Consider the following 14,566-nt stretch of genomic DNA (forward strand, 5'->3'; position numbering starts at 1 on the left):
GTCGGCGTCTGCGTGCCCAGAACCATACGAGTGGCTAAATGCCCTGCCAGTCAGGCTTGTTGGTGTACGTGTGGCGGAAGTAGTCGGCGAGCTTCAGCTTGGACGCGGCGGCCTCGTCGACGACGACCGTCGCGTGCGGGTGGAGCTGAAGGGCCGAGGCGGGGCAGACGGCGGCCAGCGGGCCCTCGACGGTCGCCGCGACCGCGTCCGCCTTGCCCTCGCCCGTGGCCAGCAGCACCAGGTGCCGCGCCTCCAGGATCGTCCCGATGCCCTGCGTGATGACGTGGTGCGGCACCTGGTCGACGTCGCCGTCGAAGAAGCGCGCGTTGTCGGCGCGGGTCTGCTCGGTCAGGGTCTTGATCCGGGTGCGCGAGGCGAGCGACGAGCACGGCTCGTTGAACCCGATGTGCCCGTCGGTCCCGATCCCGAGCAGCTGCAGGTCGACACCGCCGGCCTCGGCCAGGGCCCGGTCGTAGGCCGCGCAGGCCGACAGGACGTCCTCGGCGGTGCCGTCGGGCCCGAGGAAGGCGTCCATCCCGATGCCGAGGGGCTCCAGCACCTCCCGGCGCAGCACCGAGCGGTAGGACTCGGGGTGGTCGGCGGGCAGCCCCACGTACTCGTCGAGCTGGGCGATCCGCGCCCGCGAGATGTCCGCGGCGCCGGAGCGCACCTTGGCCGCCAGCGCCTCGTACACGGGCAGGGGAGTGGAGCCCGTGGCCACGCCGAGCAGGGCGTCGGGCTTGCGCCGGAGCAGCCCCGCCATCGCCTCGGCGATGAGTTCGCCGCCCGCTCTGGCATCCGGAACGATGACAACTTCCACGCTGGGCCTGCCGATCTGAGGAGGATCTGAAGGGGACGGACCCGACAACGGGGGTCGTGTGGTTTAGACCAATCCAAGCCCAATCTAACAGAGTCGAGCCCGTCCGTGCCGTGCTCCTCCGCCCGCGTGCCCGAGGCGGCGGGGACGGCCGCCCGGGGCGGATCGCGACCGGCGTGCGACGGCGTGAGCCGGGGAAGTCGAGGCGGTCACGGAAATCCACCGCGCCATCCGGCCCCGCCGCCGAGCCGGGCGGGCTAGGCTGCGGGGAGCGTGCTGGGAGATCCGGTCGGCAGGTCGGCCCGGCTCCGTCCCGACCGGTCGTTCGGTGAAGAAAACACAACAACCGCCGTCCCGCACATGGACAGGGCAAGTGGTCTAGTCCAGAATGCTGGGAGACGTCTAGAAGAGCGCGCGCGGCACCGCCCGCGTACGACAGGTGAACGCACGAGCCTCCGTCTTCCCCGCACAGGAAGGCGGACCGAGGATCCGGAGCTCTCTGCCCTGACTGCCCCGGTTCCTCATCCTTCGGCCGACCGGGACCGCACGCCCGCGGCCGATACTGCTCCGGGCTGCGGTGCCGGGAGGGTTGAGGGTCCCTCTCAGGCGCCGCGGCCCGCGGGTGTCTCCGGGGCCCGGCGCCTGCGCTTATTTCAGGACCGTACAAACGCCCGGGTACGCTCGCAGACGTGCCCTCCATGAACGAACTCGTACGCCAGCACACCGCGCTCGACGACTCCGATCTCGAGTGGCTGCACATGCTGGTCTCGGAGTGGCAGCTGCTCTCCGACCTCTCCTTCGCCGACCTGGTCCTGTGGGTCCCCACCCTGGATGGCACCCGGTACGTCTCGGTCGCCCAGATGCGGCCCAACACCGGACCCACCTCCTACCAGAACGACATGGTCGGCCACCTCGTCCCGCGCGGCCGCCGCCCGATGCTGGACGCCGCGCTCGACGAGGGCCGGATCGTGCGGGAGGGCGACCCCGAGTGGCGCGAGGAGGTCCCGGTCCGCGTCGAGTCCATCCCGGTGCGGCGGGAGGGGCGCGTCCTCGGCGTCATCGCGCGCAACACCAACCTGCTGACCGTGCGCACCCCGAGCCGGCTGGAGCTGACGTATCTGCAGAGCGCCTCGGACCTGGCGCAGATGATCGCGGCGGGTTCGTTCCCGTTCCCGGACCAGCAGATCGACATGGACGCCTCGCCGCGCGTCGGCGACGGCCTGATCCGGCTGGACGCGGACGGCATCGTCCAGTACGCCTCGCCCAACGCGCTCTCCGCCTATCACCGCCTCGGCCTCGCCGCCGACCTCGTCGGCCACCACCTGGGTGAAACCACCGCCGAACTCGCCCCCTCCCGGGCCCCGGTGGACGAGGCGCTGGTGAAGCTGGCCAGCGGCTGGGCGCCCCGGGAGTTCGAGATCGAGGCCCACGACGGGGTGATCCAGTTCCGGGCGATCCCGCTCAAGCCCAAGGGCACCCGCATAGGTTCGCTGGTGCTGCTCCGGGACGTGACCGAACTGCGCCGACGCGAGCGGGAGTTGATCACCAAGGACGCGACGATCCGGGAGATCCACCACCGGGTCAAGAACAACCTCCAGACGGTGGCGGCCCTGCTCAGGCTCCAGGCTCGGCGTATCGAGTCCGCACGCGGCCGGGAGGCCCTGGAGGAGGCGGTCCGCCGGGTCGGGTCGATCGCCATCGTGCACGAGACGCTGTCCCAGAACCTGGACGAGCGCGTGGAGTTCGACGAGATCGCCGACCGGGTGCTGGCGATGGTCGCCGAGATCTCGCCGGGCAAGGTGACCGGGCGGCGCAGCGGCCGCTTCGGGATCCTGGACGCCGAGGTCGCCACCCCGCTGTCGATGGTGCTGACCGAGGTTCTGCAGAACGCCCTGGAACACGGCTTCGGCGAGGGCGATACGGGGACGGTGGAGGTCTCCGCGGTCCGCGGCGGCACCTCGCGCGAGGCCCGACTGCTCGTCACCGTCCAGGACGACGGCGTGGGTCTGCCCGACGGCTTCGACCCGCACAGCTCCGGCAACCTCGGCCTCCAGATCGTACGGACCCTGGTCGAGGGAGAGTTGGGCGGCACCTTCGACATGGTGCCGGCCCCGGAGCGCGGCACCCGGGTGGTCCTCGACATTCCCGTGCAAGCGCACAAGTAGCCCGCACGGCAACAGCATCGGACCCCGCACAGCAAAGAGCCTCGGACCGAAATCGGTCCGAGGCCAGTCGCTCGTTGCGGCTTGTGTGCGCATCGGGGGTACTGCGCGCTGCGGCTCGGGGGCGGGAGATGCGTACTCGCTGTACGCGCCGCCAAGCTCAGGCTGTCAGCGGGGTGGCTGTGGTCAGGCGGAGGCCTGACGAGCCCGGTTGCGGGCGGCGCGGCGCTTCATCGCGCGGCGCTCGTCCTCGCTGAGACCACCCCAGACGCCGGAGTCCTGACCGGACTCGAGCGCCCACTGCAGGCACTGCTCCATAACCGGGCAGCGACGGCAGACGGCCTTGGCTTCCTCGATCTGCAGCAGCGCAGGACCGGTGTTGCCGATGGGGAAGAACAGCTCGGGGTCTTCCTCGCGGCAAACGGCGTTGTGACGCCAGTCCATGGCTGCTACCTCTCTTGGTGTGACGTGCTGTTGCTTGTGAATGTGAACGCTTTCACGAATCCCTCAACAAGGGAAGGGCCGACTGCCAGGTTCCCTGGCGTGGTCCTGTGATTTGGAGAGGGGTTCCGGTGATCTCTGGGGCCCGTGTGGTGGGCCGTCCCGATCGCCACGTAGAGACTCGCAAACCTCAGCGGCGGATACAACCCCTTCCGGAAAGTTTTTTTTGATTCCTCGGTGTCGACTAGGTCACAGCCGTACTTCCATGGGGTGGATCCTGGCCTAAACGTTCGAGTGAAAGGACTTTGGGCCCTTCTACTCACACAATCACACGCAGTGCACGGCGTACGCCTGTGAACGTCACGCTTCTACGCAGCCCCAGGTGGTCACCGTCCATCTGGAGGGGGAGCGGCACCTTCGAATGCAAGGTGAAGCGGCTCAGATCGTGCAGGGAGGCCGCATGCCTGCCATGGGGGCCGCGGTCGGGGGACGAAGTGAGCAACTGGGTGGCATACCGGGCAACCGCGGCGGTGGACAGACGGCTGAGACCGAGCACGTCGAGCCCGGTATCGAACGAGGCCTTAGGCGACGTGTACATCGGGCGATTGCCGAGATACGTCCACGGCGAGGTGTTCGACACTATCGTCACCACCAGCTCGGTGAGCGGGTCCTCCCCGGGCCGCTCCAGGGTGATCGTCCCGTGCCGGCGGCTCTGCTCCCCGAGGAACTGGCGGACCACCTGCCGTACGTACAGGGCGTGCGTGGACTTCTTGCCGCGCTCGCGCTGCTGCTCCACGCGGCCGACCACGCCGGCGTCGAAGCCGAGCCCGGCGTTGAAGGTGAACCAGCGCTCCGGCACCGCCGCGTCGTGGGTACCGGGCGTGCCCGAGGCCAGCCCCAGGCCGACCGTGCGCTCGCCGCCCCGGCGCAGGGCGTCCAGGATCGCGCCGGTGGCCTCCACGGCGTCGTTGGGCAGGCCCAGGGCGCGGGCGAAGACGTTGGTGGAACCGCCGGGCACCACCGCCAGGCGCGGCAGGCGCTCGGGGTCCGGGCCGCGGTGCAGCAGGCCGTTGACGACCTCGTTGACCGTGCCGTCGCCGCCGAGGGCCACCACCAGGTCGATGTCGTCGCTGTCCGCGGCCTGCCGGCCGAGGTCGCGGGCGTGGCCGCGGTACTGGGTGGTGACCGCGTCCAGCTTCATCTCGCTGGCGAGCGCGTGGATCAGGACGTCGCGCGTACGTGCGCTTGTGGTGGTTGCCGCCGGATTGACCACGAGTAGTGCACGCATGAGGTGCAGCGTACCTACCGGACAGTACCCGTCCCACCCCGAGGTAGGGACTGGGTAAGAGATCGGGGCGTGAGCCGGCACACGGTGGTCCGTGCCGCGAGGGCTACGCTGCTGGGGTGAGCAGTGACCGCAACCCCACCCCCAGGACCACGGACGGCACGGACGCCCCGGACACAGCGGGTCCGCGCCCGCGGCGGCTGACGTACGCGGCGGCGCTGGCCGCCCTGGAAGGGCTCGTACTGGTGGCCGGCGGGATCTGGATGCTCGTCGCGGGCATCAGCGGCCACGAGGGCGACCGGCAGACCGGCGTCACCGGCGGCATCACGGTGATCGTGCTCGCGCTGCTGCCGCTGCTCGCCGCCCGCGGACTGCTGCTGCGCCGCAGCTGGAGCCGGGGACCGGCGGTCATCACCCAGATCATGGCGCTGCCCGTCGCCTACACCCTGCTGCGGGCCGACGGCGTGGCCATCCCGGCCGGCATCGCGCTCGCCGTGGTGGCCGTGGCGTCGCTGGTGCTGCTCGTGAACCCGGAGACGACGCAGGCCCTCGGCATCAAGGGCCCGGGCCGGGCCGGGGAGACCGGGCAGCGATAGCCCCGCGGCCGGCCCCCGCCCCGGCCGTTCCGGTCCCCGCGGTCCTCGCGGCCCTTCCGCTACTCCTCCACCAGGAGCTTCTCCCGCAGCTGGGCCAGTGTGCGGGCCAGCAGCCGGGAGACGTGCATCTGCGAGATGCCGACCTCCTGCGCGATCTGCGACTGGGTCATGTTGCCGAAGAAGCGCAGCAGCAGGATCCGCTTCTCGCGCGGCGGGAGATCCTCCAGCAGCGGCTTGAGCGACTCGCGGTACTCCACGCCCTCCAGCGCCTCGTCCTCGGCGCCCAGGGTGTCCGCGACCGCCGGGGACTCGTCGTCCGTGTCGGGCACGTCCAGGGACAGCGTGGAGTAGGCGTTGGCCGACTCCAGGCCCTCCAGGACCTCCTCCTCGGAGATGGCGAGCTTCTCGGCGAGTTCGTGCACCGTCGGGGAGCGGCCGTGCAGCTGGGACAGCTCGGCCGTCGCGGTGGTCAGAGCCAGGCGCAGCTCCTGGAGCCGGCGCGGCACACGCACCGCCCAGCCCTTGTCCCGGAAGTGCCGCTTGATCTCGCCGACGACCGTCGGGGTCGCGTACGTGGAGAACTCCACGCCGCGGTCCGGGTCGAAGCGGTCGACCGACTTGATCAGGCCGATGGTGGCGACCTGCGTGAGGTCGTCCAGCGGCTCGCCGCGGTTGCGGAAGCGGCGCGCGAGGTGCTCGACGAGCGGCAGGTGCATGCGGACCAGCTGGTTGCGCAGCTCGGCGTACTGCGCGCTGCCCTCCTTCAGGGAGCGCAGTTCGACGAACATGGCACGCGCGCCACTGCGGTCCTGAGGGTCGTGTCGCGCGTTGTGCACGATCGGTGCGGCCCGCGACCCGGCCTCGGAGTCTCGCTCGTGCTCGCTCATCGTCCCGCCCGCTGCCCTTCCCCGAGCCCTGGCCTCCTTCCCCGAGCCCTCGCCGTTCTCGCTGTTCTCGCCTTCGCTCGAACGGGGGGAGTCCCCGTGAGGGGGAGGACCGTCGTGGCCGGCGACCAGCGGCTCGTCCTCCGGGTGCGGCCTGGCCTGCTCGGGGATGCCGTCGATACCGTCCGCCGCGCGCCGGGCCGCGGCCGGACCGCCCCGGGCGGCCCCGCCCGGGGCTCCGGCCCCGTCCGCGCGTGCGGGAGTCCCGCCCTCGGCCCGCATCTCCCGTGTGCCGCGCTCTTCGTCCCGCACCGGCCCGTCCCCGTTCCTCACGCCGGCCCGGGTCCCGCGCCGCGCTGTTTGTAGAGGCTGATCGACACGGTCTTGTCGTCGTCCACGGCGGAGGAGACCTTGCCCGCGAGAGCGGACAGGACGGTCCAGGCGAACGTGTCCCGCGAAGGCGCGTGACCGTCCGTCGTCGGGGCCGAGACGGTGACCTCGAGCGAGTCGTCGACCAGCCGGAAGACACAACTGAGCACCGAGCCGGGCACGGCCTGCTGGAGCAGGATCGCGCAGGCCTCGTCCACCGCGATGCGCAGGTCCTCGATCTCGTCGAGGGTGAAGTCCAAACGGGCCGCGAGACCGGCCGTGGCCGTCCGCAGCACCGACAGGTAGGCACCCGCAGCCGGCAGCCGGACCTCCACGAAGTCCTGGTTCGCCACGGGCTCGCCTGCGATCTGGGACACCCTCACCTCCAAGGTGGTACAAGCTCTCTCAGGGCCGGGGGCATCCCCCGGGACAACGCGATACATGGTTCAGCGGTGACGCTACCGCGCGCCCGGCCTTTCTGTCCCGGAGCCCCAACCCCATGCTGTCACTCATAGTAAAGCTACGGATACGCTCCGTGGCTAGGGGTTCTGCGGGCCCAAATGGGAACGGCGGGCGCCGGGTTGACGTACCCACACGTCAGACGGTCGAACCGTCCCCGATTTCGGTCACACCAGCACGTGGTCCACGAAGCACCAGCGCCAGTCCTCGCCGGGCTCGAAGGTCCGCATCACCGGGTGTCCGGTGTCCTTGTGATGCTTGGTCGCATGCTGTCCCGGCGAGGAGTCGCAGCATCCGACGTGGCCACAGGACAGGCACAGCCGCAACTGCACCGGATGCGTGCCGTCCGCCAGGCACTCCGGACACGTGTCGCTCTCGGGCTCGGGCTCCGGATGCGGCAGCGTGCCGGCGTGCGTGCACTGTTTCATGATTGCCAGATTACGACGGGCGTGCGGGTGACCGCGCGGAAAGCGGACGGGCGACGAACGATGGGTGGGCGAGGAGCATGGACGTAGTGCCGCTGCTGTTCCTGGTGGCGGGCAGCGCCGCGGTGGCCGGGGCCGCCCGGCGCACCCCCGTGCCGGCGCCCCTGCTGCTGGTCGCGGTCGGACTGGCGGTCGCCTACGTCCCCGGCGTCCCCGCCTACGCCCTCGACCCCGGCGTGGTCCTGCCCCTGCTGCTGCCGCCGCTGTTGTACACCTCCGCCATCGACAGCTCCTACCTCGACCTGCGTGCGCAACTGCGGCCCGTGGCGCTGCTCTCCGTCGGGTACGTGCTGTTCGCGACCTTCGTGGTCGGCTGGGCCGTGTACCTGCTGGTGCCGGGACTGCCGCTGACCGCGGCGCTGGTGCTGGGCGCGGTGGTGGCGCCGCCGGACGCGGTCGCGGCGACGGCGGTGGCCCGCAGGGTCGGGCTGCCCTCGCGGATCACCACGATCCTCCAGGGCGAGTCCCTGCTCAACGACGCCACCGCGATCACCGCCTACCGGGTGGCGCTGGCCGCGGCGGTCGGCGAGGGCGCGACCTGGGCGGGCGGCGTGAGCGAGTTCCTGGTCGCCGCGATCGGCGGCGTCGGGATCGGGCTGGTGCTGATGGCGCCGCTGCACTGGCTGCGCACCCACCTGAAGGAGGCGCTGCTGCAGAACACGCTCTCCCTGCTGATCCCGTTCGTCGCGTACGGCGTCGCCGAGCAGGTGCACGCCTCCGGCGTCCTGGCCGTCGTCACCGTCGCCCTCTACCTCGGCCACCGCGCGTGGGAGGTCGACTTCGCCACCCGGCTCCAGGAGGACGCGGTGTGGCGGATGGTGGCCTTCGTCCTGGAGTCGTCGGTGTTCGCCCTCATCGGACTTCAGCTGCCGGTCGTCCTCAAGGGCCTCGGGGCGTACTCCGGGCCCGAGGCCGCCTGGTACGCGGTCGCCGTCTTCCTGGTGGTCGTCGCCACCCGGTTCGTGTGGGTGTACCCGGCGGCGTTCCTTCCCCGGCTGCTGTCCCGGCGCGTACGGGAGCGCGAGGAGAACCCCACCTGGAGGGGCGCGATGGTCACCGCGTGGGCCGGGATGCGGGGCGTGGTGTCCCTGGCCATCGCCTTCTCGATCCCGGTCACGCTGCACGACGGCGCACCCTTCCCGAAGCGCAACCTGCTGCTCTTCCTGACCTTCACGACGGTCATCGGGACCCTGGTGGTGCAGGGACTGACGCTGCCGCCGCTGATCCGCGTGCTGAAGTTCCCCGGCCGCGACGTACGGGCGGAGACCCTGGCCGAGGCGAACGCGCAGGCGCAGGCGTCCCTGGCCGCCGAGCGGCGCCTGGACGAACTCCTGGCCGACGAGCGCAACGCCCTGCCCCCGCCGCTCGCCGACCGGCTCCGCGCGGTCCTGGAGCGCCGCCGCAACTCCGTCTGGGAGCGGCTCGGCCAGGTCAACCCGGTCACCGGCGAGTCGGTCGACGACACCTACCGCCGGCTGTCCAGGGACGTGATCAGCGCCGAACGCGCGGTCTTCGTACGCCTGCGGGACGGCCGCTACATCGACGACGAGATGCTGCGCACCCTGCTGCGCAGGCTGGACCTGGAGGAGGCGGCCGCCTACCGGGAAGCGGCGTGAGGAGGCGGGCGGGGCCTCCGAGGGGGCCGCGTGGGGGCGTCCGGATGCCGGGCCGGGTGGTGTGGCGAGGGGCCGGGCGGGGCCTCCCGGGGGCCGCGTCGTGGCGTCCGGGTGCCGGGTCGGGGCGTGAGGGTCCCGGGCGGCTCAGGCGGGTGCCGGGTGCGGCGTGATGGCGGGGTGGTTCGGACGGGTGCGAGTGTGACGGCCGGGTAGCGGCGTCCGGTCGACGGGCGGCTCAGGCGGGCGCCGGGAAAGGCCTGCCCGTGACGACCGCGGCGATCGTCGTCCCGTGCGGGAAGGCGCCCTCGCCGGCCAGGGTGACCAAGCCGTACAGCAGCTTGGCGACGTAGAGGCGCTCGACGGGGACGCCGTGCCGGGCGGTGAAGTCCTCGGCGAAGGCGTCGAGTTCGGCCGGGACACGGGCGTAGCCGCCGCAGTGGAAGCGCTCGTCGAGCGACCACGTGCCGCGCCGGGCGCCGAAGGCCCGCTCCTGGAGGGCCTCGATGTCCGCCGCCAGGAAGCCGCCCCTGAGGACCGGTATGCCCAGGGCGCGCCGGCCGGGCGCGAGCCCGGCGGCAAGGCCGGCCAGTGTGCCGCCGGTGCCGCAGGCCAGGGCGACGACGTCCGCCTGCTCGCCCAGTTCCTCGCCCAGGGCCCGGCAGCCGCGTACCGCCAGGGCGTTGCTGCCGCCTTCGGGGACCACATGGGCCTCCTCGGCACCCGCGGCGCGCAGCAGGGCCGCCAGCGTCTCGGGCTCGGCCTTGCGGCGGTACGTCGACCGGTCGGCGAAGTGCAGCCGCATCCCGTCGGCCACGCAACGCGCCAGGGAGGGGTTCAGCGGGCGCCCGGCCAGCTCCTGGCCGCGGACCACGCCGACCGTCGGCAGGCCCAGCAGACGGCCCGCGGCGGCCGTCGCACGCAGGTGGTTGGAGTAGGCGCCGCCGAAGGTCACGACCGTCCGGCCGGCCGCGGCCCGCAGGTTCGGGGCGAGTTTGCGCCACTTGTTGCCGGTCAGCTCCGGGTGGATCAGGTCGTCGCGCTTGAGGAGCAGCCGCAGGCCGTGACGGGAGAAGCGGTCGTCGGCGACCTCCTGGAGGGGCGAGGGCAGCCGGGGGGACAGCGCGGCGAGGCCGGGGGCGGCGGAGCTGGTCACCCGGCCATTGTCCCCGCCCGGCCCGGACGGTGGCACGGCCGCCGAGCTGCCGCGAATCCGCTGGTCACGGAAGGGGGATCCGCCATTTCTGCCCGGGGCGACGGTGATCCATTCCCGCTCTTTCGGGTAATAGCACGACCACGCTCCGTGATGGAAGGCTGGCGCACGCAAATCGATGCACGGCGCCGAGCGCGCCGGGCATGAGCGGGAAGGCAATTCTCTATGTCGGTAGGCGAAGAGGTCCGCACGGAGCAGGACCGGCCGCAGCAGAGTCTCGGCACCGCGGCCGCGCGGAACCTGGCCACCACCACCAAGTCCGTTCCCCAGATGCAGGAGATCAGCTCGCGCTGGCTGCTGCGCATGCTGCCCTGGGTCGACGTGCAGGGCGGCACGTACCGGGTGAACCGGCGGCTCACCTACGCCGTCGGCGACGGCCGCATCACCTTCGTGAAGACCGGCGACCGCGTCGAGGTCATCCCGGCCGAACTCGGCGAACTGCCGGCGCTGCGGGGCTACGAGGACGACGACGTGCTCTCGGAGCTCGCCCGGCGCTGCCGCCAGCGCGAGATCGAGGCGGGCCAGGTGATCGCCTCCTTCGGCAACCAGACCGAGGAGGTGTACCTGCTGGCGCACGGCAGGGTCCAGAAGGTCGGCACCGGCCCCTACGGCGACGACCAGGTCCTCGGCGTCCTCGCCAACGGCGCGTACTTCGGTGAGCAGTCGCTCCTCGACCCGGACGCCATCTGGGAGTACACGGCCCGCGCGGACACCGCGTGCACCGTCCTCGTGCTGTCCCGCCACGACTTCGAACAGGTCGCCGACCGCGCCGAATCGCTGCGCACCCACCTCCGGCAGCAGGTCTCGATCCCCGAGCAGGGCGCCAACAAGTACGGGGAGAAGGCGGTCGAACTCGCCGCCGGACACAGCGGTGAGCCGGACATCCCGCACACCTTCGTCGACTACGAGGCCAGCCCCCGCGAGTACGAACTGAGCATCGCGCAGACCGTTCTGCGCATGCACTCGCGCGTGGCCGACCTCTACAACCAGCCGATGAACCAGACGGAGCAGCAACTCCGGCTGACCGTCGAGGCGTTGAAGGAGCGCCAGGAGCACGAGCTGATCAACAACCGCGACTTCGGCCTGCTCCACAACTGCGAGTACGACCAGCGGATCCACCCGCACGACGGCGTGCCGAGCCCCGACGACATGGACGAGCTGCTCAGCCGGCGGCGCGGTACCAAGCTGTTCCTCGCCCATCCGCGCGCGATCGCCGCGTTCGGCCGCGAGCTGAACAAGCGGGGCCTGGTCCCGGAGACCATCGACATGGGCGGCAACCGCATCCCCACCTGGCGCGGTGTGCCGATCTTCCCGTGCAACAAGATCCCGGTCACCGAGGCGCGGACCAGCTCGATCATCGCCCTGCGGACCGGCGAGGACGACCAGGGTGTCATCGGGCTGCGCGCGAAGGGCATCCCCGACGAGATCGAGCCGAGCCTGTCCGTGCGGTTCATGGGCATCAACGAGCAGGCGGTCATCAAGTACCTGGTGACGGCCTACTACTCGGCGGCGGTGCTGGTGCCGGACGCGCTGGGCGTCCTGGAGAACATCGAGGTCGGCCGTTGGCGCTGAGCACGCGCGCCGGCTCCCGGTGTCCCGGCCCACCGGGCCGGGTACACCCGGGGGGTACGCGCCCAGTTCCGGCTGCGGAAGCGCCGCCGTCCGCGGTCTCTTCGCGGGGGATCGGATGTGGATCGGATGGTTGAGTTCATGACGGAGACGACGCGGCGCCCGACCGGCGTGCCCCGCCCCGCCGGGGCCAAGTGGCCGACGGGACCCGGCTCCGCCGAGACCCTTCCCCGGCCCGCCGCCGGCGGCGGCACGGGCGGACCGGCGGCTTTCGACGGGCATGACGGGCACGACGCGGCAGTGATCCTCGAACGGTCCCGGGCGTCGGTCGATCCCGAACTGCGGGCGGCCGTCGCCTCCCTGCCCGCCGCGATGCGCCGCATCGCGCGCTACCACTTCGGCTGGGAGCACGCGGACGGCAGCCCGGCCGCGGGCAACGGGGGCAAGGCCATCCGTCCGGCACTGGTCCTCACGGCGGCCACCGCGCTCGGCGGGCCGCCCGCGCGGGCGGTGGCGGCGCGGGCCGCGGCGGCGGTGGAGCTGGTCCACAACTTCACGTTGCTGCACGACGACGTGATGGACCGGGACGCCACCCGACGGCACCGGCCCACGGCGTGGACGGTGTTCGGCGAGAACGACGCGATCCTCGCCGGAGACGCGCTCCAGGCGCTGGCCCTGGGGCTGCTCGCCGAGAACCCGCATCCGGCGTCACCGGCCGCCGCCGCCCGGCTCGCGGCCTGCGTCGTCGAACTGTGCGAGGGCCAGCGGGAGGACACCGCCCTGGAACGGCGCGCCCCCGGCGAGGTCACGCTCGCCGAGGTGCTCGCCATGGCCGAGGCCAAGACGGGCGCGCTGCTCGGCTGCGCCTGCGCCGTGGGGGCCCTGTACGCGGGAGCGCGTGAGGAGGAGGTCGGGGCGCTGGACGCGTTCGGCCGGCAGGCGGGGCTCGCCTTCCAGCTGATCGACGACGTGATCGGCATATGGGGCGATCCGGCCCGCACCGGGAAACCGGCCGGAGCCGACCTCGCCGCCCGCAAGAAGTCCCTGCCGGTGGTCGCCGCGCTGACCTCCGGCACCCCGGCCGCGGCCGAACTGGCCGAGCTGTACGCCCGGCCTCACCAGCAGGGGGAGGAGGAGCGTATGACGCTGGTGGTGGAGCGGGCCGGCGGCCGGGACTGGGCGCAGGCCCAGGCGGCCGACCGGATGGCGCGGGCCGTGGACGACCTGGCCCGCGCCGTACCGGATCCGGCGAACGCGGGCGGCCTGCTGGCCCTGGCCGAGTTCGTGACCAGACGCACCAGCTGACCCGGCCCGGGGAAGACCCCGGAGCCGCCGGCTCCGTACGGCTCCTGACCCTGTACGGCCGCCGGCGCTCCGGTGCGGCGGGCCCCGCACTGCCCCACGGCGTGCGGGGACCGCCTCTTTCGCTTAGGCTCAACTCCCGTATTCCGAGCGGCACTTGACATGAGAGGGCGGAAGATGGGCGTGGGGATCCGGGCAGCGGGGGAAGACGACCGGGAACTGGTCGTGCGGCTGCTGGACGAGGCCTTCCAGGACGACCCGGTCAGCGGCTGGGTCTTCCCGGAGCGGGAGTACCGCCGGACGACCCACCACCGGCTGATGGCTGCCTTCACCGACATCGTGCTCGCCGAGGGCCGGATCGACGTGACCGAGGACGGCACGGCGTGCGCGCTGTGGCTGTCGATGCCGGCGGCCGACGGCGACGGTCCGGACGGCGGGGACGGCGGGGACGGCGGGGACGAGGCCGACGACGCCGTGCGGCTGCGCGAGAGCGTCGACCCGGCGAACGCGCGGGTCGAGGAGATCGCCCGGCTGATGGCCGAGTCGCACCCGGCGGACCGCGCCCACGAGTACCTGTGGATGATCGGCGTCGCACCGGCCCGCCAGGGGGAGGGCCTGGGCAGCGCACTCGTCCAGCACGTCCTCGACCGCTGCGACCGCGAGGGCCTGCCCGCCTATCTGGAGGCCAGCAGCGAGCGCAGCACGAAGCTCTACGAACGTCTGGGCTTCACCTACGCCGACCGCACCCTGGACATCCCGGACGGCCCCCGGATGTGGCCGATGTGGCGCGAACCCGACACCGGCCGGGACAGGTCCTGACCCCGCGGACCCGCCGGGCTCAGGACCGCTCGTCCTGCGACCGCTCCAGGAAGCGCAGCATGTTCCGGGCCGGATCGCGGAAGGCGCAGTCGCGCACCCCGTACGGCTGGTCCGTCGGCTCCTGGACGACATCGGCGCCGTACTCCTGGACGCGGGCGAAGAGGGCGTCGCAGTCGGCGGTGGTGAAGATGACCCCGCGCAGCATGCCCTTGGCCAGCAGCCGGGCCATGGCCTCCCGGTCGGCGGGGGAGGCGTCCGGGTTCGCCGCGGGCGGCTCCAGGACGATCTCCACGTCCGGTTGCAGCGGCGACCCCACGGTGACCCACCGCATCCCCTCGAAACCGACGTCGTTGCGGACTTCCAGCCCCAGCACGTCGCGGTACAAGGTGAGCGCCTTGTCGTGGTCGTCGACGGCGATGAAGCACTGGCGCAGTTTGAGGTCCACGCCCTCACGCTGGTGCTGTGGCCGGAAAGGTTTGCCGGGAAGCTCGCGGCGTCCGGTGCTGGGGGTACCTCCCACGCCGTTCAGGCTGTGGGGGAGCATCGCAAGGC

General features: G+C 72.1%; 14 protein-coding genes. 6 read left to right on the top strand and 8 right to left on the bottom strand.

The window, feature by feature from the left end; all coding sequences use genetic code 11:
- Nucleotides 1-34: 34 nt before the first annotated feature.
- Nucleotides 35-820 carry a glucosamine-6-phosphate deaminase gene (nagB, locus tag ACWEK3_RS20435; RefSeq protein ID WP_450543788.1) on the bottom strand — a complete coding sequence of 262 codons (786 nt, stop codon included), beginning with the start codon at nucleotides 818-820 and terminating at the stop codon, nucleotides 35-37.
- A 695-nt stretch (nucleotides 821-1,515) separates the two neighbouring features.
- On the opposite strand from nagB, the gene ACWEK3_RS20440 reads away from it, so the two are divergent.
- On the top strand, nucleotides 1,516-2,982 hold the full coding sequence (locus ACWEK3_RS20440; RefSeq protein ID WP_450543807.1) for a sensor histidine kinase: 1,467 nt from the start codon (nucleotides 1,516-1,518) through the stop codon (nucleotides 2,980-2,982).
- 183 nt (nucleotides 2,983-3,165) lie between these two features.
- Here ACWEK3_RS20440 and ACWEK3_RS20445 read toward each other — a convergent pair whose 3' ends face one another.
- Both ACWEK3_RS20445 and ACWEK3_RS20450 read right to left on the bottom strand, forming a co-directional pair.
- Nucleotides 3,166-3,423 carry a WhiB family transcriptional regulator gene (locus ACWEK3_RS20445; RefSeq protein WP_016639615.1) on the bottom strand — a complete coding sequence of 86 codons (258 nt, stop codon included), beginning with the start codon at nucleotides 3,421-3,423 and terminating at the stop codon, nucleotides 3,166-3,168.
- A 316-nt stretch (nucleotides 3,424-3,739) separates the two neighbouring features.
- Complete coding sequence (locus ACWEK3_RS20450; RefSeq protein WP_450543790.1) at nucleotides 3,740-4,708, bottom strand: diacylglycerol/lipid kinase family protein; 969 nt, start codon at nucleotides 4,706-4,708, stop codon at nucleotides 3,740-3,742.
- Nucleotides 4,709-4,824: 116 nt separating this feature from the next.
- On the opposite strand from ACWEK3_RS20450, the gene ACWEK3_RS20455 reads away from it, so the two are divergent.
- Entirely contained in the window at nucleotides 4,825-5,301 is a 477-nt protein-coding gene (locus ACWEK3_RS20455; RefSeq protein WP_384426229.1) for a hypothetical protein, read from the top strand.
- 59 nt (nucleotides 5,302-5,360) lie between these two features.
- Here ACWEK3_RS20455 and ACWEK3_RS20460 read toward each other — a convergent pair whose 3' ends face one another.
- The 3 genes from ACWEK3_RS20460 to ACWEK3_RS20470 all read right to left on the bottom strand — a co-directional run bounded on the left by ACWEK3_RS20460 (nucleotide 5,361) and on the right by ACWEK3_RS20470 (nucleotide 7,441).
- Nucleotides 5,361-6,518: an RNA polymerase sigma factor SigF gene (locus ACWEK3_RS20460; RefSeq protein WP_453250260.1), complete on the bottom strand. Its 1,158-nt coding sequence runs from the start codon at nucleotides 6,516-6,518 to the stop codon at nucleotides 5,361-5,363.
- Nucleotides 6,515-6,931 carry an ATP-binding protein gene (locus ACWEK3_RS20465; RefSeq protein ID WP_361414517.1) on the bottom strand — a complete coding sequence of 139 codons (417 nt, stop codon included), beginning with the start codon at nucleotides 6,929-6,931 and terminating at the stop codon, nucleotides 6,515-6,517. The genes ACWEK3_RS20460 and ACWEK3_RS20465 overlap by 4 nt, the downstream gene beginning before the upstream one ends.
- A 249-nt stretch (nucleotides 6,932-7,180) precedes the next feature.
- On the bottom strand, nucleotides 7,181-7,441 hold the full coding sequence (locus tag ACWEK3_RS20470; RefSeq protein WP_365434137.1) for a UBP-type zinc finger domain-containing protein: 261 nt from the start codon (nucleotides 7,439-7,441) through the stop codon (nucleotides 7,181-7,183).
- A gap of 77 nt (nucleotides 7,442-7,518) precedes the next feature.
- On the opposite strand from ACWEK3_RS20470, the gene ACWEK3_RS20475 reads away from it, so the two are divergent.
- Nucleotides 7,519-9,114 (top strand): Na+/H+ antiporter, encoded by a 1,596-nt coding sequence (locus tag ACWEK3_RS20475; protein WP_453250261.1) that lies wholly within the window; start codon nucleotides 7,519-7,521, stop codon nucleotides 9,112-9,114.
- A gap of 235 nt (nucleotides 9,115-9,349) precedes the next feature.
- Here the strand turns inward: ACWEK3_RS20475 and ACWEK3_RS20480 are convergent, their stop codons facing one another.
- Nucleotides 9,350-10,267: a 1-aminocyclopropane-1-carboxylate deaminase/D-cysteine desulfhydrase gene (locus tag ACWEK3_RS20480; RefSeq protein ID WP_453250262.1), complete on the bottom strand. Its 918-nt coding sequence runs from the start codon at nucleotides 10,265-10,267 to the stop codon at nucleotides 9,350-9,352.
- Nucleotides 10,268-10,489: 222 nt separating this feature from the next.
- Between ACWEK3_RS20480 and ACWEK3_RS20485 the strand changes: the two genes are divergently transcribed.
- The 3 genes from ACWEK3_RS20485 (at nucleotide 10,490) to ACWEK3_RS20495 (ending at nucleotide 14,014) form a co-directional block, all read left to right on the top strand.
- Nucleotides 10,490-11,896: a family 2B encapsulin nanocompartment shell protein gene (locus ACWEK3_RS20485; protein WP_361414525.1), complete on the top strand. Its 1,407-nt coding sequence runs from the start codon at nucleotides 10,490-10,492 to the stop codon at nucleotides 11,894-11,896.
- A gap of 126 nt (nucleotides 11,897-12,022) precedes the next feature.
- A complete protein-coding gene (locus tag ACWEK3_RS20490) occupies nucleotides 12,023-13,198 on the top strand; it encodes a family 2 encapsulin nanocompartment cargo protein polyprenyl transferase (protein WP_450543801.1) in 1,176 nt (391 codons plus the stop codon).
- A gap of 174 nt (nucleotides 13,199-13,372) precedes the next feature.
- A complete protein-coding gene (locus ACWEK3_RS20495; RefSeq protein WP_453250263.1) occupies nucleotides 13,373-14,014 on the top strand; it encodes a GNAT family N-acetyltransferase in 642 nt (213 codons plus the stop codon).
- Nucleotides 14,015-14,033: 19 nt separating this feature from the next.
- On the opposite strand, the gene ACWEK3_RS20500 is transcribed toward ACWEK3_RS20495, so the two are convergent.
- Entirely contained in the window at nucleotides 14,034-14,459 is a 426-nt protein-coding gene (locus ACWEK3_RS20500; protein ID WP_453250265.1) for a VOC family protein, read from the bottom strand.
- Between the last annotated feature and the right edge of the window lie 107 nt (nucleotides 14,460-14,566).

Source organism: Streptomyces sp. NPDC004721 (assembly GCF_053601495.1).

Bases quoted from the DNA above. Each gene is read 5' to 3' on its own strand.
- ACWEK3_RS20490 (WP_450543801.1), top strand. From the start codon at position 12,023: ATGGTTGAGTTCATGACGGAGACGACGCGGCGCCCGACCGGCGTGCCC.
- ACWEK3_RS20470 (WP_365434137.1), bottom strand. From the start codon at position 7,441: ATGAAACAGTGCACGCACGCCGGCACGCTGCCGCATCCGGAGCCCGAG.
- ACWEK3_RS20440 (WP_450543807.1), top strand. From the start codon at position 1,516: ATGAACGAACTCGTACGCCAGCACACCGCGCTCGACGACTCCGATCTC.
- ACWEK3_RS20450 (WP_450543790.1), bottom strand. From the start codon at position 4,708: ATGCGTGCACTACTCGTGGTCAATCCGGCGGCAACCACCACAAGCGCA.
- ACWEK3_RS20475 (WP_453250261.1), top strand. From the start codon at position 7,519: ATGGACGTAGTGCCGCTGCTGTTCCTGGTGGCGGGCAGCGCCGCGGTG.
- ACWEK3_RS20495 (WP_453250263.1), top strand. From the start codon at position 13,373: ATGGGCGTGGGGATCCGGGCAGCGGGGGAAGACGACCGGGAACTGGTC.
- ACWEK3_RS20445 (WP_016639615.1), bottom strand. From the start codon at position 3,423: ATGGACTGGCGTCACAACGCCGTTTGCCGCGAGGAAGACCCCGAGCTG.
- ACWEK3_RS20485 (WP_361414525.1), top strand. From the start codon at position 10,490: ATGTCGGTAGGCGAAGAGGTCCGCACGGAGCAGGACCGGCCGCAGCAG.